We start from the raw sequence: 19,172 nt of genomic DNA on the forward strand, positions 1-19,172 counted from the left end.
AAAAAAATTAACCCTCTTCTGTTATGCTCTGTTCCATCTTATCTAAAATTTTAGTAAGCTGAATCCAGACAACTACCCCAGTTGCGACAGTTAAAGGCAAACAAATAGAATAGGCAACTAAGTTAGTAAATCCAAATAATTGTAAACTTGAGGATAAAAATATTAATGCACCAATAGCAATACCTATGTATGGAAGCTGTAATGTTAATCCTCTCATACTAACTATATTACAAGTAGAAGGATTGGCTGACCAATCTTGAACCAGTTGCTTAATTAATTTGGCAAATACTATTCCTGAAGATAAACTCATGAATAAACCAACTGCGATTAAAAAATAGGGAGGTTGAGGGAGATTATACACAAAAAAATACTTCCTTAAATTAATACTTTTTATTTGCTAAAGTAGGTTGGTTAAAATAAGCTTTTTTTATGCTCCGCATAGTTTCTGTTTTTCATGTCGTAGTAATGCGTAGAATTTAATGGTAAAGCTTTTTTTAAAAGGGGAAAAAAACTTGGATTAACCAGATTGTTTTCGTTTTCCTTCCTCAATCCAACTTGATACGGTCTCGGGGTCTCCCATTATAATCTGCGATTTAACAGGAGGGGAATTGCCGAGCTGCAAATTAAATAGGTTTCGATTGCTGTTCAAATATAGCACTAAAGAGTAGTATAAAATTATGATAATTACTCATTGCTACAAAATTAAGCCTACTTGTGAACAGTCAGTCAAAATTGATTATTGGCTAGAACTTTTGCGGAAGCATTACAATTATGCTTTAGGCCAAAGACTAGATTGGTTAAACAGAACTAGATGTCAAATTGACCGTTGTTCATTAATTTCATGTCCTATTGGCGAGATTTCCAGTAGACCAGATTATTATTTTCAGCAATCAGCACTTAAACAGACAAAAAAGTTATTTCCTGATTACAAGGAAATATATTCGGAAGTTCAACAAATTAACTTACAAAGACTAGATAAAGCTTGGAAGCGTTGGCTAATACCTGACAAAAAGGGTAAGCGTGGAGGACGACCAAGATTTAAAAAATCAGGAAAGTTACGGTCATTTTGTTTCAGTAGATTTAATCATTCCAAAGCAGTAATTAAATTTGACGGAAAACAAATAATTACTACGAGGTTTGGTGCTATTCCAGTCATAGTTCATAGACAAATTCCAGATGGATTTACGATTAAAACTGCAACTATAACCAAAAAAGCTGATGGTTATTATATAAGTTTCAGTTTAGAAGATAAGTCGATTCCTAGTTTAATTCCTACAGAAAATATCAAAACTGCTGTAGGTATTGATGTAGGCTTAAAATACTTCTTAACTACCAATACTGGTGAGACTGTTTATGTACCTAAATTTTATAGAAAATCTCAATTTAATTTAGCAAGAAAGCAAAAAAAAGTATCTAGAAAAGAAATTGGGTCTAACAATTGGAAAAAGGCACAAAATAAAATAGCTAGACTACATCAACATATTGCTAGACAAAGAGAAGATTTTCATTATAAAACTGCTCATAAATTAGTTAAAGAATATGAGTTAATTGCTGTGGAAGACCTAAACATTAGAGGTTTAGCTAGAAACACGAAACTATCAAAATCAATTTATGATGTAGCCTGGGGAGCATTTATTGAAAAATTGAATGCAGTAGCGGTAAAACGCGGTGTTCATGTCATTAAAGTTAACCCTCACAATACATCACAAAATTGTAGTAATTGTGGCCACAAAGTTCCTAAGACTTTATCAGTTAGAACTCATTCTTGTCCTAAATGTAAAGTAGTTTTAGATAGAGATGAAAACGCTGCAATTAATATATTAAATAAAGCGTTAAACGAGGTGGGTATCATCTTGTCTGCTTGTGGAGGCTTAGGCATTAGTCAGCCTGTGTTCGCGTAGCGTTGCGTCAGCAAAACAAGAAACTTCTTTGTTTGAGAAGCTCCCGTTATCATCTCTGATTTAACGGGAGAGAACTTCACAATTAACCAATTTATTTTTATAGGACTACGGATTTAGGTTAGGACACTACTAAACCTTGTTTGCGGAGGATTTCCGCAGGAAAAAGTTAACAGGAAAAAGTTAATCAGAGATTACTTTTGACTTTTGACTTTTGACTTCTAACTTCTAACTTTTCCGTAGCACTATACCTGTAATTCAGTAATATCAAGACATCAATTAATTCATGCTTTTTTTGAGCAATAATAATTCAAGTATAAGAGTCGTTGAATTACAAATTTACAGAATATTTTAGGGGAAAATTATGACTACTTATTGCTGATTTTCCTGATGATTTATCTACAAAATAAACTCTTCAATTCTGACTCCTGAGTTCTGACTCCTGACTCCTCACTTGAAAATTTGTCATTGCCATTACAGAAGGTAAAATTGCAGTAGCTCTCTGTGTAGAAAATTCAGCTAGAGCACCTAAAGCAATATTAAACAAACGACTTGGTTGAAAGTCACCTTGAATTAAACCCCATAAACGACTAACTTCTTCTGTGTGAATTCGGTCGTCTTCTACCATTGCTAGAATCAATTTTTTTCGGAGAAATTCACCTTCTTCACTTAAAAGATATTGTAAACCTAATTGAGCAGTAGGTAGTATATCAAAATTTTGGTCTGTTTGAGCTATGCCAATCAAATTTTCTAACCTTTGCCACTGAAACTTTCCATCTTTAAACAATACCTCAATTAACCGACGACGTAATGCTGGGGACTCACCTTTTAATAATCTTCTTGCCACATAAGGATAAGCAATATCAACTATTCTGAAATTTGGATTTAGGGAAAGAGCTAAACCTTCCTCAGTGACCAAAGAACGAATAATTAAGGCAAACTTAGCGGGAACTCGGAATGGATATTCAAACATCAACTCCGAGAACTTATCTGTAATTGTCTTAAAGTTAAAATCCTTAACTTTCTCACCCAAAATATTTCCCAGCACTATTTCTAAAGCTGGTACAATTGGCTGAATATCAACATCCGGTGCCAAAAATCCAAGTTTGACAAAATCTTTAGCCAACTCTTGATAATCTTTATTAATCAAATGAATGACTGAATCAACCAAATTTTCTTTAGTATCCTGCTCCAATTGATCCATCATGCCAAAATCAATGTAGGCCATCCGACCATCTTTTAAGGCAAATAAGTTACCGGGATGAGGGTCTGCATGAAAAAAGCCAAACTCTAGTAATTGACGTAGACCGCTAGTAACCCCTACAGTAATCAAAGTATCAGTATCAAGACCTGCTGCTTTAACTGCTTCAGTATCTAATAATTTTAGGCCATCAATCCATTCCAAGGTCAAAACATGGATGGTAGTATAACGCCAAAATATTGATGGTACTTTCACACTTGGGTCATCGGCAAAATAAGTAGCAAATCTTTCTGCATTTCGCCCTTCATTGATATAATCAATCTCTTCAAATAGCTTTGTGCCAAATTCATCTACAATCAGAGATAAATCATGGCCAAGATTGAGAGGCAACCAGGGAGCTAACCAACTTGCTCCCCAGCGCATTAAGAATAAATCGAGAGTAATAATAGGCAATAAGTTTGGTCGTTGAACTTTTACTGCTACTACTTCTCCGGTCCGAAGACGTGCCTGATAAACTTGACCCAGACTAGCTGCTGCAACTGGTCTGGGAGAAATTTCGCTATATATGTTGTTGATGTTTTGACCTAGCTCTGTCTCTATAATTGAGATTGCTTTCTGATTATCAAAAGGTGGTAACTGGTCTTGTAGTTTTGTCAGTTCTTCTAAAAAGTCTTGACGAATTAAATCTGGTCTTGTGGATAATGCTTGGCCTACTTTAATAAATGTTGGTCCTAAGCGAGTTAGGATTTTTCGCAGTTGGGTAGCTCGTTCGGGAGTATCTTCAACCTTGTCATATTGCCATTTATCCCATAAAACTCCTAGTAGAAAACTAGCAAAAGACAAAACTATAACGAGAAATCTCCAAATTACTAACCAGGGACGGTAACGGTAATATTTAGCGATCGCTTCTGGGTCGTACCGTCTTGTTGAATTAAAGTGATTGTCATCCACTTTTAATATTTTCCTCTTTTTATATTTTTTATTTATTGAGTTGAGTTAAAGAAGCACTAAGCACTCAGCTGTATTCATTTTTTTTAACGTGGGAGAAGGGGATAGGCCACTCCTTCTAAACTATCGCTTGTGGTTGTCGGGAATTTTAACCAGAGCTGCCAAAAGCTTATAGCTAGTTAAACATGACTTAGGCTGTTTGGTTTTTCTCTGGCAAATCGCTATATATAGTGTGGCACTATAGTTTCTGTTTACTATATATAGAGTTTTTCCTCAGTCATTTGAAAAAAGGAGATGATATTTCTCCTTGGCTTTTCTCTGGCAAATTGCTATATATAGTGTGGCACTATAGTTTTTGTTTACTATATATAGAGTTTTTCCTCAGTCATTTGAAAAAAGGAGATGATATTTCTCCTTGACTTTTCTCTGGCAAATCGCTATATATAGTGTGGCACTATAGTTTCTGTTTACTATATATAGAGTTTTTCCTCAGTCATTTGAAAAAAGGAGATGATATTTCTCCTTGGCTTTTCTCTGGCAAATCGCTATATATAGTGTGGCACTATAGTTTCTGTTTACTACATATAGGGTTTTTGTGTAAGTCATCTGAAAAAAGGAGATTATATTTCACAACAAAAATAAGTCAAGGATATTTGCGGCTTCTCAGTAACGAGCAATTGTTACTTTTCTATATTTAGCTATATTTCTAGAGCTTAGAGCTGAAATTTTTCCTTCATCTTTTTGTTGTTTGTTGCACCTTTTTTCTTCTTAACTAATTGGCAGATTTTGAGTGATTCAGAAGGTATAAAAAAATTTATCCCTGCTGTATTAAATTAAATTTTTTTTATTTTTATTAAGTATAGTATACAAAACTACAAATTTCAAAAATAAATTTTAAAGAAATATTAAAGTCAACACTATCAGAACTTACGCATTTTTCCAACAAAAACACTATATATACCATAGTGCTATAGTTTTTATCTGCTATATGTAGTGCCTTGGCGTAATTCCTGACTATAAAAGTTCTTGTAAACAATCCTTCAAAGCAAATATAACTTGTTCTTGTTGTTGAGTAGAAAGTTCCGGAAATATAGGCAAGGACAAAACCTGATGACAAACTTGTTCTACTACTGGCAACTGACGGAATGCCAAAAATTTGTAAACTGGCTGTAAATGTAAAGGAGTAGGATAGTAAACCATTGAACCTATTCCTTTATTTTGTAACTGAATACGAATCCAATTACGCAGAGAATTAGAAAAACGAGACTTTACTGTAGCTTCTAAATCTTGACTTTTGAGCCTAATCGTGTATTGATTCCAAACACATCTACTACCAGCCAACTCTTGAGGAGGAACTACAGCATTTATTCCACTCATAAATTCAAAGTAACGATCTGCTAGACCGCGACGTTGCTCGTTCCAACTATCTAGATAACGCAACTTAACTTGCAGAATTGCAGCTTGTATGGTATCCAAGCGACTATTAATACCGATATGTTCATAAAAATATTTAGCAGACTGTCCATGATTTTTGAGCATCCGTACTTGGTCAGCGATCGCCGAATTATTAGTAGCTAAAGCACCCCCATCTCCAAAAGCTCCTAAATTTTTAGTAGGAAAAAAACTAAAACAACCAATATCACCAAAACTTCCTACTTTTTTTCCTGACCATTCAGCCCCTGTAGCTTGGGCACAATCTTCTATAACTATTAAATTATGGGAACGAGCGATCGCCATTAACCTGGTCATATCTACTGGTTGACCAAATAAATGTACTGGCAAAATAGCTTTTGTTTTTTCAGTAATTGCTGATTGGAGTTGTTCAATATCTAGGTTAAAAGTCTGGGGGTCAATATCGATAAAAACTGGTGTTGCTCCCACAGCACTTATTACTTCAGCAGTAGCGAAAAAAGTAAAAGGAGTAGTAATTACTTCATCACCAGGGCCAATATTTACAGCTCGTAAAGCTAGAAATAGAGCATCAGTGCCAGAGTTACAGGATACGCAATGAGATACATCTATATAGTTAGCAAATTGTTGTTCAAATTCATCAACAATAGAGCCACCAATATAGCGACCAGAGCTGAATACTTCTTGGACTCTGCTGTTTATTTCTTCAGCGATTGATTTATACTGTTGTGTTAAATCTAAGGGTGGAACATTAGTCATATTCAGAGTGAGAAATTAAAGAATAAAAGGCTAGTAAAATTTCTTGATATGATAACTGACTTAGAAAATCAAGCTACTGTTAACGTGAGTCTTGTAATAGCAATCCTAAATCATTTGTGATAATTTTATTGCTTCGGTGTTTCTCCCATACCTATTCCCTATTTCCTATTTCCTAAAATCTACAATATCTCACAACTCAAATAAGATTGCTAAAATACAATTTTAGCTACAATCTAAAGATAGATATTTTCTAGTATTAACTCAATCAAAACTTTACCGAAAAATTGTGTTCGAAAGTCTTCTATTTTAAGGGAATAAAAAAAAGAATATTCCTTATTTCAATCCCAATGCTTTAGCTAGAGGTACTGATAACTGATAACTGATAACTGAAATGACTTAATCTATAACTTTAGGTAGTAGTATAATTCTTTTTATCTTTGATATATTTGCATCTAGAATAAATGCTTGAATTTATTGCCAAGACAAGTAAATTTTTAATTTGCCTAAGAGTTTATAATTCAAGAAATTTCAGTTAAGGATTTTTTTTGGTAGTTCTGTAATCTGAAGAGTGGCTCTAATTATTCCATACCTTATGAGTTTTGGTCTGATCTATTTGCGCAGCATTCCGTAGGAAACCGTACTGGTTTATAATTGTCTATTCTTAACTCATAATAGGAGAATACAATGTCAAAATATTTTGTTATTACAGTTGACAATAAAGAAACTGGAAAAAAAGAGAATGCGTATTGGAAAGAAGAAAAATATTACTATGGTAAAAAGTTAATAGAGAGTATGCAAAAGAGATGTGCAGATCGCTTTGGTGGCTTAGTTTTAAAAGTGCTGCCTGATATTCATAATTCAGGTATTGAAAATCCTCCTGAACCGTAAGCATTCAGCTATTAGCGGTCAGCTTTTAGCTGTTTCATAGATAATGTATATACACTACTAAGGTTAAGGTCAATTTTTTTCCAATACTTTATAATTATCCTTAAATTTTTTAATACTAATTCCTGTTCTCAAGGCAATGAATTAATAACTGATAGCTGTTTGCGCAGCATTCCACAGGAAATGCTTACCCTGAATCTGCTGTAGATTATGATGATATGAATGAGGCTATTAACTAATATTAAAGTTCATCCCAAGAATCCTCATATCAGTAATTATAATTCACTATTCCTAGCTAAGTTTTATGGAAATTATAATCTCAGAATATACATTAATATAAATCAGTCATATATCACCAGAAATCATAATACTTCTATTCAGGTTCATTATGATTTTTACTAACTAATATATAATTCAATTTTATTGTGAAGTTGCAAAAAATTATGAAATTTATTAATTTGTCTGTCTGAATCTACAGTCAACTCTGATTAAAATATTATTCTATGCAACTTAATATTAATTTGGTATAAGTAAAAAATATGATTCAATTAACAATTACAGATATAGCTATGGCTTTAGGACTTATTGCTATAGCTATTGGTCTATCAGCTTGGCAAAAATTAGGATTAGAATGGCAACTGTTAATAGCCACAATTCGTACTATTGTACAGTTAATATTTGTTGGCTATGTATTAGAAATAGTATTTGAGAATAAACAACCTTGGTTGGTGGTTGCTATGATTACTATTATGTTAACAGTTGCTTCTATTGTTGCTAGAAATAGAATTAGTAAAAAAATACCTCGATTATTACCTTTAGTTTGGGGTTCGATTTTAACAAGTACAGTTTTAAGTATTAGTTATACCAACTTATTAGTCATTCAACCTGATACTTGGTATGAACCTCAATATTTAATTCCCTTAGTAGGAATAGTATTAGGAAATGCCATGAATACAGCAGCGATCGCTGGAGAAAGACTTGTCAGTACAATTAATTCTAGTCCAGTAGAAATTGAAACTTATTTAAGTTTAGGAGCGACTCCTCAACAGGCAGTTGCTAAATATAGAAAAGATGCTGTTCGTGCTGCATTAATACCTACTTTAAATTTAATGATGGTAGTTGGAATAGTTACGCTTCCTGGTATTGTTACTGGTCAGTTATTAAGTGGTATTAATCCTTTAGATGCTGTGGCATATCAAATATTAATTATATTTCTTTTAGCTTTTGCAAATTTGATTACAAGTTTATTGGTTACTTATAGTTTATGTAGACAATTTTTTAATCAGGATGCACAATTGCAAAATTTATAAAGAAGGAAAAAGTAAGAAGGAAGAGGGAAGAAGGAATAAGAAAGAATAAGAAAGAAGAAAGAAGGAAAGTATATGAGTCTATAGATCGATACTTTATGAGTTTTAGTTTTAATTTCTCTAAGACTAATCTTCAATAATAGTGAGTCCAATATCTATAGCATTTTGATAATAAGTGAAAGCTTCATCTAATTTTCCTTGTTTCTTTAACACTACTCCTAAATGATAGTGAGTCCAGGGAAAATCTGGTTTAATTTTAATAGCTTGATAGTAAGCTTCTATTGCTTCTCCATAAAGATTATTTTCTCGAAAAATACCACCTAGTGTATGATAATAAGCCCAAGATTTTTTGGGATTAATTCCAATTCCTTGAGCATAAGCAATCACAGCTTCCTCTAATTTTCTTTGATTTTGTAGTAGAAATCCTATTTGATTGTAATATTCTTCAGTATAATTTTCTGCTTGTTCTTTTTCTTTGTCTGAAATTGAAATATTGTGATTATTTTGATTTTTATTGCCATAACCTAATAAATCAATAACGTTTGAGTTACATTCACCGATAATTTGCATTTGTTAGGCAGTCAAAAATTCATAATAAGGGCGGTTATCATCTCTGAAAAATCCTTTAGCCTTTGGTAAATACCCATCGAATGGTATATTTAATTTTTGACAGACAAAAGTTAAATCTGAGCGAATATTTTCATACTTACCAATAAAATAAACTGCTACTGTATCGTTAATTGTGTAAATATTTCAATTGTCTTTTAGGAATAAATTAGTATACTTATTCTTCAGCCAATTATCAAAATTAATAGATTTGTTTCGACAGCTATAATAGTAGCGAGATATAGCTCTATCAAAAGGATTTCTTTCAAAACAAAACTTATAGTAACTATCCCAAGTTGAAGGTTCTATAACACTTTGAATTTCTTTAGCAGTGATATGGTTGAAATACTTTTTATATTCATTTCCATGAGCATCAAAATCTAAATAATTTTGTGGCCTTTTCCCCAGAAGTTTTCTAATAGCTTCATCTTCCAAGGAGATAGGAGTAATTACATCATCATCACCACAAAATCTAGATAAAGAAATTTCAACTGATGTGCCAGCAGTTTTTTTGGTTTTCAGGAAAATAAATTTATATCTGTAGGATATGATCATTATGAAAATAGAAAATTAGAAAAATTATCCAATTGAGCGATCGCTTCTGAAATAAATCACCCTGTTTCTACTTTCAAAAAGTAGCAATTTTCTGATATTTAAGACTTTTATATTCACTAAATTCTCACTCTAAAAGTATGATATTAATTGTTAACATTCCCCTACTCCCCTACTCCCCTGCTCCCTCACTGCCATACTTCAACTATTAGGAATATGAGCAGCAACTTTTAAACCTTGTGGGTGATAAACCTCTAAAGGAATTTTGGTATTATTACTATCCAAAGGGTTTTCTGATGGCTTAATCTTCTAAGGAAATAGAAGTTTTTTGTTTTCAGGAAAATCAAGAAAAATCAATTTATATCTGTAGGATATTATCATTATGAAAATAGAAAATTAGAAAAATTATCCAATTGAGCGATCGCTTCTGAAATAAATCACCCTATTTAGACTTTCAAAAAGTAGCAATTTTCTGATATTTAAGACTTTTATCTTCACTAAATTCTCGCTCTAAAAGTATGATGTTAATTGTTAACATTCCCCTACTCCCCTACTCCCCTACTCCCCTACTCCCCTACTCCCTCACTGCCATACTTCAACTATTAGGAATATGAGCAGCAACTTTTAAACCTTGTGGGTGATAAACCTCTAAAGGAATTTTGGTATTATTACTATCCAAAGGGTTTTCTGATGGCTTAATCTTCTAAGGAAATAGAAGTTTTTTGTTTTCAGGAAAATCAAGAAAAATCAATTTATATCTGTAGGATATTATCATTATGAAAATAGAAAATTAGAAAAATTATCCAATTGAGCGATCGCTTCTGAAATAAATCACCCTGTTTCTACTTTCAAAAAGTAGCATTTTTCTGATATTTAAGACTTTTATCTTAACTAAATTCTCACTCTAAAAGTATGATGTTAATTACCAACACTCCCCTGGTCTCCTACTCCCCTACTCCCTCACTTCCCTACTTCAACTATTAGGAACATGAGCAGCAACTTTTAAACCTTGTGGGTTATAAACCTCTAAAGGAATCTTGGCATTATTACTAATAGCCTTCAAAGCTATCTGTAAAGTTTTCAAATGTTTTTCTAGTTGATTCAAACTCTTTTCATCTTTATTACTTTTTAAGTCCTGAGCTGTTTTCTTGATTTTATCCACATAACCAGAAGTTAAACGTACAGTAATTAAATCCTTCGTAATACTATATTCGCAAATTTTCGGTGTCCCCTTACAAGTCTTACTTAAATCTTGACGAGCTTTAGCTATAGTATCCAAAAATCTCTGGTTAGCTTGCGCTATTTTGAGAATAGTATCATAAGATTTTATCAGAGGTTTTGCCTTAGAAAAATAACTAGAAGTAGTAGGTACTTCTTCAGCAGAATTTAGAGCATTTTGCCAATATTTCACAGCCTCTTGCCAATTATCTTTTTTCTCAAAAACTTCAGCTTGTTTCGCATAACTAATAGCTTGATTATAATATTCTTCACCAATTTGTTCTATAATTCTACGTTCCTCAGCTAACTGAAGTTTTTGTTCATACTGAGGTAGTAAATTTTCAGCTTCTAAATAGGCAGTTGTTTGTGGTGGAATAGAAGACATTTTATCCAAGGCATCTTCCCAACTTGAATATACACTTTTCCAGCTTTCAGGAAACCGAGCTACTACTTCTCTAGTATTTGCTAACTGAGCTGATTTTTTAGCAGCAATTAGTTTTTCATCTGCTGCTTCTTCTGTGGTTAATCTACCTTTAATCGCCACTAAATATTTACGATATTGCTGTAGTTTATTCTTGGCAAAAGCATAAGCACTACTATCTTCTGGTACTTTTTCTAGTAAAACAATTGCATCCTGCCAAAGTGATTGAATTTTCACCCAATCTTCTACTTTTAGTGGCAACCCTTTACTATTTTGAGCCGCTTTTTGACCTTTATTCAAAGCTTCTCTAATTCCTGCCAAATTTTTAATTTCTGTTTGGTAAGTAGATTTTAAATGCCGTGATTCAAAGTAATGTATTGACCAAAATGGAATCTTTTCTAAACTTTGAGTTGCTTTTTCTAACTTTTCTTGTGCCTGCTTTGGGGCTAGAGAATTTTTAACATTTTTGATTGTTTCTAATGACTGCAGATTTAACTCTTTTGCTGTGGGTATAATCATACATTTTCCAATAACACAGGGTTGAGTTATTGCATAAAAACAGCCTATTAAAATTGTCAAACTTAAACTTGCACTGAGAAATTCTACTTTAGAGAAGGTACTTAAATTAACAGTTGATTTTTGTTCTACATAATTAGAATGTTTTGTTTTTCTTCTGGATTTTTTAGGAGATATATCTAATTTTTCTATATCAAAAGGGTTATCTAAATCATCCAGCAATTTTGAGGTAATCTTAATCTCTGAATTTTGACTATTATCTCCAGGAATATATTCTTTCTCAACATTAGTATTTAGCTCAGACTCTAACCTAATAGATATCTGTTCTAAATTTTTTAAATCAAATGGATTATCTAAAGAATCTAAAAATTCTGGTGTAATTTTTACTCGAGTACCCATATCTCCATCTACCCATCTCGGCAAAAAAGTTAATGTAGACTCTTCTTGCTGACTCTTTGTAAAAAATGAATGATAAGCATAAGGATATATATGACCAATAACATTCAAACAAATACCTACTTTTTCAATAGATTCTAGTTGTTGTTTTTGAACTATACCTTTTAACTCAGAAATTGTTTTTTCTCGATCTATAACTAAATTTGCTGGATGCTCACAAATCACTAATAATGTTCCAGCTTTTAAGTCACATTGAATTTTACAAGCATCATTGAAATTTCTCAAAGATTGCCAGCTTTTTTGTAAATTATCCTCTAAGATCTGAGTATTAATATTTCTGATTGCTGTTTTCATTTTCTAGTTAAAAATTTTATTGTTTAATTTGCTAGCTGTATTAATGTAAGCATTTCCTGCGGAATGCGCTCGCATTCAGCTATTAGCTCTCAGCCACCAGCTGAGAGCTGAATGCTTACGTATTAATTATTTTAGGTATTATATTTTTGGATGTTGTAATTAAATCAAAAATCCTGAATATGAAATAAATTATTAATAAAACCATTCGGATAAATATTTGCTAAAAATTCCTGTTCCATAGAAACAAATTTTCGTAATATTCTTTTTCAAATTAGTATAATTTGTTGATTATATAAAATCCTGACCATAGGTTTCTTGAAAGCAAACCTGGCTCAAAGAAAGACGTCCACCATATTTTTTAAATGGTTCAGCAGCATAACCCAGAGCTAATAAACAGCAAACATCTACTTGCTCAGGAATATTAAATGCTGCTTTAACTTGAGATGTAATAAATCCTTCCAGAGGACAACTATCAACCCCAAAACTACTAGAAACGAGCATAATTTGAGCTACTGCTAACATTACTTGCCTATTTATCCAAGCTTCCATAGACTCAAAAGAAGGAGGATTTTCAAACATTTTAGGAATTGAATTTCGCATATAATCTGCATAAGTATCATTGATAGCTTCATGCTCTTTGCGCAACTCAATTATAGATTCTATATATTCTGGTTTAGATACATGGCGATCGCCACAACAAATCAGAACTACTGGAGCTTCTTCTACCTGCCGTTGATTAAAGGCACAAGCCTTAAGTCGTTCTTTATTCTCTTGTTTCTTAACCACAATAAAACGCCAAGGTTGTAAATTAAAACCAGAGGGAGCCATCATACCCAGACGTAAAATTTCTTCTAAGATTACATTAGGAATTGAATTTTTACTAAATGCACGAGCAGAACGACGTTTCTCTATAGCTTGCTTTAAGTTAATACTAGGTTCCATAAAGTCAAAATGTAATTTGTAGTTGGATTTTTTGATTTCTGATTGAACTATAGTTTTTCTATTTTACAGCGCTTTTCAGATTGATAAACCACATCGTCATCACCAAAACCCTGTAGCCCACATTCCGCACCACAAAATGTAGCAACCGAAGAAGGAGTCAGGAGACAGCTATACTGGAGACAGGAGACAGAATTTGAGAAGAAAATCATAACTGCCGTGATCGAGTAATCAATCAAACAAGTATTTATGCGTAAATTTTTGACTCGGAATTTGATGAACGAAAAAAGTAATTGAGATAATTTGCATAGTATAAATACCTACCAAAATACAAATTTATATACTACTTTTAATGATACGCTCTTGAAGTTCCGAATGTGGGCTATAGGGGCAATGGCCATTTGCTGACGTAGAGCTGCCGCTTTATATGTCGCGGAGCGTTAACGGAGTTATGCGACAGCAAAACCCCCCTACTGTGGTCTACCGTGCAGGAAAACCGCTGTAAGGTGTGAAACTAAGATTGACAGAAAAATGGAATAAGAATAAATTAGGGTTTGCGCTTCACTAGTCTTATGGGTAAGGGTAGGAGACAGGAGACAGGAGACAGAAGACAGGAGACAGGAAGAACAGGGAATGAGCGAGGAGGTAGGAGTAACAATTGTAAGAATGATTTTTCTGCCATAGTCAGGCCAAAATGCTATCTTTTTGAGCGAAATCAAGTGAAACAGGCGCACTGTTTTCACTCCTCAAAATGCTCAAACCTTTATGTATCAATACTTTGATAATTAATCAGCAAGCCCTAAATTAGGGTTTGCGCTTCACTAGTCTTATGGGTAAGGGTAGGAGACAGGAGACAACCCACCCGCGGGCCCCTCCCAGGAGGGGAGGGGAAGACAGGAGGAACGGGGAATTATAGAGGAGGTAGGAGAAAGAATAATCAAGGGATTATTCTGCCCAACTATGCGCCTAATATGCGCTCTTTTTTGAACCATTAAGACCATTAAGCTTGGACTTTTTTTAACTAAAAAATGCGCTCAACCTTTATATGTCAATGCTTTTAGATTTAATCAGCAAGCCCTAAATTATAGATATAGCAATTCTAAATTGGTTGTGAAAATTTTTATAGTATTTAATTTAAACTGAAAACTTCTAAAATTATGGCTCCTGACTGCCACTAAAATATTACAAATTAAAAAGGATTGCTATAGAGATTTTTTAGTACTGCTATATTCAGCAATTATTAAGCTCCACAATATTTATAGCAGTTTTCACTCATGTTGACTACAAAGCTTCTGCCTTTTGCCCTCAGCATAGCTGCCTTTCAGCCAAAATCTCTTGATTCTATGAAACATGAAAACTGCTATAAAAATGCCATATAAAGTTATAGCAGCATAAACATGGGAAATAAGGAATAAATTAATATTAATTTTATCTAATTGTTCTTCATATTGCATAATCTGTAGCAGTAACTATACCAAACCCAACTCTCGTTTCAATAAATTAATTGACTCTGTACCAATGTAATTTTCAAAGCATTTAATTTGTGGTGGACGAATAATATCTGCTCTGTTTTTTTGTACGGCAGCTTTAACTTTAGCATGACTAAATCTGTCACAAATAATTACTTCAGCTATCCGCACAATAGCATCAATTTTGTGGGTTTCTTCCTGTTGCGCAGTCATTACATTTATGTCATTTCCACGCAAGCTGTAAATAATTACTTCTGCAGCTTTTAGTAGACCAGAACTGAGACTAACTATACCAAAGTAACTTCCCTGAGATAAATTATTAACCAACTTAAATTCTTGAGCATAATCATATATATCAATTGGAATGACTCGTACAGATTGAGGAGCAGCTATTTTTTCAGCTTTCCCAATAAAATATCGACTGGTGACAACTGTTCCAGAAGATACTTCATCTATAACTCTACCCAGTTCTTCTAAAGGAACTACTTGCACAGAAATATTAAGAGCTTGTTCCAACTCTTTAGCCATTAACTGTCCAATACCAATATCATTAGAGGGAGCTGTAACTAATACCCTGGCACTACAACGTAGTCGCCAGTCAATCTCAGTGAGGAACATTTCTCTAGCTTCATTCAGACTACAGCCTTGGGACAGTAATTCATCCAAGCCACCCTTGACTATATTACTGGCATGGGGATACTTTTCATAAATGGGAGACTTTAACCTTGACCCTCCCTCATTTCCTTGTGCTTTAACATAAATACCCGAACCTGCTTGAGCTTCCACAAGACCAATATCTTCAAGTTGACGATATACCTTACTTATAGTGTTGCGATGTAAACCAGTTTGCATCGCAAGTTGTCGGGTACTAGGCAGTCGATGGCCAGGAGGAAACTTTCGGGAAGCTATGGCAAACCGAATTTGATTAAATAATTGGTTTGATGCAGGAATATCACTATCTGTTTTAATCTGAAAATTAACCATAGTAGAAAAAACTGCTGCTCAGAAATAAATTTTCATGTTCTAATTTTAGTTTTTGCTTCGTCAAGAACTCAGTCATATTAAATCTTTTAATTAAATTGATATTAATGGCTTGAGCAATTATTATGTATTCTGAACAATCAACTGGATAGCATCTAGTTTTGAATCAGGATTTAAGTAAACTTTTCCCATCTCAATACTTACAAACTGCGACCTAATAACTTCGGAGTATAGCAACTATATGACAGAATTAAAAATCCGTACAGCTCATATTCAAGTCCCCAACGGAGACCTAGAAATAACTTCCTATCTAGCACAACCAGTAGAAGAAAATCTATTTCCAGCAGTAGTAGTAATTCAAGAAATATTTGGGGTCAATGCCCATATTCGAGAAGTAACAGAAAAAATTGCCAAAGAAGGTTATGTAGCGATCGCTCCCTCAATCTACCAACGTCAAGCTCCCGGTTTTGAAGTGGGCTATACTGAGGAAAATGTAAAACTGGGGCGCAAGTATAAAGAACAAACCAAAGCTTCAGAACTACTCAGTGACATTCAAGCTACTATAAATTATCTCAAAACCCTACCTACTGTTAAGGTAGACCAGTTTGGTTGTATTGGTTTCTGTTTTGGAGGCCATGTGAGTTATCTGGCAGCAACTTTACCAGAAATTCAAGCAACTGCCTCTTTCTATGGAGCTGGTATTGCCACTGGTACTCCTGGTGGTGGTGAACCTACTATTACTCTCACTCCGAAAATTAGTGGTACGATATATTGCTTCTTTGGCACAGAAGATCCTTTAATTCCCATAGAACAGGTAGACCAAATAGAGGCAGAATTACAGAAACATCAAATTAAACATCAAGTATTTCGTTATCCAGCAGACCACGGTTTCTTTTGTGACCATCGTAGTAGTTACAATGCTGAAGCTGCTGCTGATGCTTGGGTGAAGACAAAGGAACTTTTTAGTCAAGAATTGTAAAGAAAAAAGCTATATAAAGTAATAATTTAACTTTTAACTTTTGACTTTTGCTATAGGTTATTTTTCTAACAATGCCCCAAAGATTAGCTATATTGAAGTAGTCTAGTGTTTTTTTTACCGTAATGAATCCCGAATCAAGCAGCTCTCAAGAAAGTAAACAGTCCTTTTCCATGGACGATTTTGCTAAAGCTCTCGAACAACCTCAATATAATTATGAATTTCAAAAAGGACAAATAGTCACTGGAAAAGTATATAGTTATGAATCTGAAGGTATATACATTGATATAGGGGGTAAGTCTTTAGCTCTTTTACCCATTCAAGAAGCTTTCTTGGGAGTAACACAAGATTTATCGGAAGCACTACCATTACAGCTAGAACGGGACTTCCTAATTATCCGCGAGCAAAATGCAGAAGGAGAAGTGCTTCTTTCTATCAAGCAGCTAGAAATTAATCAAATTTGGGAGAATTTGATTGAATTACAAGAAGGTGGTCAGTCTTTCCAAGTTCGAGTAATTGGCACGAATAAGGGTGGGGTGACGGTGGATGTACAATCTTTGCGGGGTTTTATTCCGCGCTCCCATCTTCTGGCAAAGGATAATTTGGAGTCATTGATTGACCAAGTATTGACAGTCAATTTTTTGGAATTAGACCAAGAAAAGAAGAAAATTGTAATGTCTCAGCGTTTGGCTGCTCAATCTGCTGGTTTTAGTAAGTTAGTTGTTGGTCAGTTGGTTGAAGGAAATGTTGTTGGAGTGAAACCTTTTGGGGTTTTTGTAGATTTAGAGGGTTTAACTGGTTTGCTGCATATTACTCAAGTTAGTCAAAAACGGGTTGATTCTTTATCAACAATTTTTGCACAGGGTAATCTGATTAAGGCGCTAATTGTTGATTTAGATGAAGGTCGAAAGCGAATTTCTCTTTCGACTAAGGTGCTAGAAAATTATCCAGGGGAAATGTTGGAAAAAATTGATCAAGTGATGGAGTCGGCAGATGCTCGTGCAGAAAGGGCAAAAAAGGCTTTACCTCAATTACAGTAGTTGTGGCTGTTAAATTGAATTTGTTCTCTTACTTATGAGCAAGGAAGGCTGAATAGGTCTTGGCACTTATTCAGCAATTTTTAGTCGAAATTTTTATCAATATTAAATGGCACGAACAAGAGGGAATAATATCAAATGCAGTAGCATTGGTGTAATGAGATAAAGAGTGTGGGGAGTATGGGGAGATGGGGACTCACCCGCAGGCCCCTCCCAGTAGGCAGCAGGGTAATTTATTGTCACCCTTAGAAAAAGGGAGTGGGGGAGTGGGGGAGTAGGGTCAATTTATTGTCACGCGAGCGAAAAATTGTATCCTTTGAAATTTCGTACATCTTGCTAGGATTAGTTAACCAAAAATATAGAGTTGTAAATATTCTCCTCAGGCAAAGAATTATATCATGTCCGGATAATAGCGTGATGAAAACACTTTTTTCCCTATCTCCTGTCTCCTACCTACTAGACATCTCCAAAAATCCAAAATAAAATCAATTCTCACACATAAATCATCAATTATTTCTCCCTACTGCCTACTCCCTACTGCCTACTCCCTTTTTTCTGGATATGTCTTCTACCTCCTGTCTCCTGTCTCCTGCCTAATTATTTATAACTGTTCAACCGGACATGATATTAGCCCTGCTCCCAGGAGGGGAATATTGAGAAAGATTTGGCAATGGCGCTCATATGGAACATTTTTTTATACCGAACCTGAGCGGATTTGATCTCATTATCAATCTTAATCAATCAATACGGTTTAGATAAGACCAAAACTTATCAGATATGAAAATATTAGAGTAGCTCTTCAGATTACAGAATTGCCAAAAAAATCCTTAACTGAACTGTATTTTCTGATCGATACTATTTTATGATCGCACTCCCACTCACTAATTCTCTTTTTCATTTTTGTAAGCACCAACGCAGAGCTGCAGACTTGTTATTAATATACATCAAAATTGACCGATAAGCAAAAATCCAGGATTTATTGCATATCAAGACTTATAGCGTTTATGAAAAGATTGCTAATACAGGCATGAAATCGTGATTTTTCCCTAAAATTTGGTCTTTGATAGCTCATTTGAACTTTTTTTTGCCAAAATCAATTTAAATTATAAATATTTTAATCAATTAAATATAATAATTATTAATATGATATTATTTTATAGTCTTATAAATAAAGAGGAAGTGCGATTCGTTCTTGATGAAAATCAGACTGTCAAAACAGAAATCTCAATAAGATTTACACAGAATGACATAACTCAAGGGATAAAACAGATGTTATCTAACTCTTATGTAGATGTAGGT

14 protein-coding genes are annotated in these 19,172 nt (G+C 33.8%); 5 read left to right on the forward strand and 9 right to left on the reverse strand.

The genetic code is table 11. The features are described 5' to 3' along the window. Positions 1 to 7: 7 nt before the first annotated feature. Positions 8 to 310, reverse strand: a complete 303-nt coding sequence (locus tag F6K15_RS27370; RefSeq protein ID WP_293067036.1) for a hypothetical protein — start codon at positions 308 to 310, stop codon at positions 8 to 10. 367 nt (positions 311 to 677) lie between these two features. Between F6K15_RS27370 and F6K15_RS27375 the strand changes: the two genes are divergently transcribed. Further along, positions 678 to 1,901, forward strand: coding sequence for a transposase (locus F6K15_RS27375; protein WP_293067038.1), 1,224 nt, complete (start codon positions 678 to 680; stop codon positions 1,899 to 1,901). A 412-nt stretch (positions 1,902 to 2,313) separates the two neighbouring features. On the opposite strand, the gene F6K15_RS27380 is transcribed toward F6K15_RS27375, so the two are convergent. Together F6K15_RS27380 and F6K15_RS27385 are read right to left on the reverse strand one after the other, a co-directional pair. Continuing rightward, positions 2,314 to 4,050, reverse strand: coding sequence for an AarF/ABC1/UbiB kinase family protein (locus F6K15_RS27380; RefSeq protein WP_293067040.1), 1,737 nt, complete (start codon positions 4,048 to 4,050; stop codon positions 2,314 to 2,316). A gap of 1,011 nt (positions 4,051 to 5,061) precedes the next feature. After that, a complete protein-coding gene (locus F6K15_RS27385; RefSeq protein ID WP_293067042.1) occupies positions 5,062 to 6,216 on the reverse strand; it encodes a DegT/DnrJ/EryC1/StrS aminotransferase family protein in 1,155 nt (384 codons plus the stop codon). A gap of 684 nt (positions 6,217 to 6,900) precedes the next feature. On the opposite strand from F6K15_RS27385, the gene F6K15_RS27390 reads away from it, so the two are divergent. Further along, complete coding sequence (locus F6K15_RS27390) at positions 6,901 to 7,104, forward strand: hypothetical protein (protein ID WP_293067044.1); 204 nt, start codon at positions 6,901 to 6,903, stop codon at positions 7,102 to 7,104. A 536-nt stretch (positions 7,105 to 7,640) separates the two neighbouring features. Further along, the gene (gene fetB, locus F6K15_RS27395) at positions 7,641 to 8,411 is read left to right on the forward strand and encodes an ABC transporter permease (RefSeq protein WP_293067047.1); all 771 of its coding nucleotides are present in this window, start codon (positions 7,641 to 7,643) and stop codon (positions 8,409 to 8,411) included. Between the two features lie 123 nt (positions 8,412 to 8,534). Here fetB and F6K15_RS27400 read toward each other — a convergent pair whose 3' ends face one another. The 6 genes from F6K15_RS27400 to F6K15_RS27425 all read right to left on the reverse strand — a co-directional run bounded on the left by F6K15_RS27400 (position 8,535) and on the right by F6K15_RS27425 (position 15,863). Next, on the reverse strand, positions 8,535 to 8,978 hold the full coding sequence (locus F6K15_RS27400) for a tetratricopeptide repeat protein (protein WP_293067050.1): 444 nt from the start codon (positions 8,976 to 8,978) through the stop codon (positions 8,535 to 8,537). 183 nt (positions 8,979 to 9,161) lie between these two features. Then, the gene (locus tag F6K15_RS27405; protein WP_293067053.1) at positions 9,162 to 9,569 is read right to left on the reverse strand and encodes a sulfotransferase family 2 domain-containing protein; all 408 of its coding nucleotides are present in this window, start codon (positions 9,567 to 9,569) and stop codon (positions 9,162 to 9,164) included. 970 nt (positions 9,570 to 10,539) lie between these two features. Next, positions 10,540 to 12,471 (reverse strand): hypothetical protein, encoded by a 1,932-nt coding sequence (locus F6K15_RS27410; protein WP_293067056.1) that lies wholly within the window; start codon positions 12,469 to 12,471, stop codon positions 10,540 to 10,542. Positions 12,472 to 12,759: 288 nt separating this feature from the next. Next, the gene (locus F6K15_RS27415; protein ID WP_293067059.1) at positions 12,760 to 13,413 is read right to left on the reverse strand and encodes a nitroreductase family protein; all 654 of its coding nucleotides are present in this window, start codon (positions 13,411 to 13,413) and stop codon (positions 12,760 to 12,762) included. 47 nt (positions 13,414 to 13,460) lie between these two features. Continuing rightward, entirely contained in the window at positions 13,461 to 13,622 is a 162-nt protein-coding gene (locus F6K15_RS27420) for a hypothetical protein (protein WP_293067061.1), read from the reverse strand. Positions 13,623 to 14,879: 1,257 nt separating this feature from the next. Beyond that, the gene (locus F6K15_RS27425) at positions 14,880 to 15,863 is read right to left on the reverse strand and encodes a GntR family transcriptional regulator (protein WP_293067064.1); all 984 of its coding nucleotides are present in this window, start codon (positions 15,861 to 15,863) and stop codon (positions 14,880 to 14,882) included. A gap of 238 nt (positions 15,864 to 16,101) precedes the next feature. Between F6K15_RS27425 and F6K15_RS27430 the strand changes: the two genes are divergently transcribed. Together F6K15_RS27430 and F6K15_RS27435 are read left to right on the forward strand one after the other, a co-directional pair. Then, a complete protein-coding gene (locus tag F6K15_RS27430; RefSeq protein ID WP_293067067.1) occupies positions 16,102 to 16,839 on the forward strand; it encodes a dienelactone hydrolase family protein in 738 nt (245 codons plus the stop codon). 122 nt (positions 16,840 to 16,961) lie between these two features. After that, on the forward strand, positions 16,962 to 17,876 hold the full coding sequence (locus F6K15_RS27435) for a S1 RNA-binding domain-containing protein (protein ID WP_293067069.1): 915 nt from the start codon (positions 16,962 to 16,964) through the stop codon (positions 17,874 to 17,876). Positions 17,877 to 19,172: the final 1,296 nt, after the last annotated feature.

Source organism: Okeania sp. SIO2B3 (genome assembly GCF_010672525.1).
GTDB lineage: Bacteria > Cyanobacteriota > Cyanobacteriia > Cyanobacteriales > Microcoleaceae > Okeania.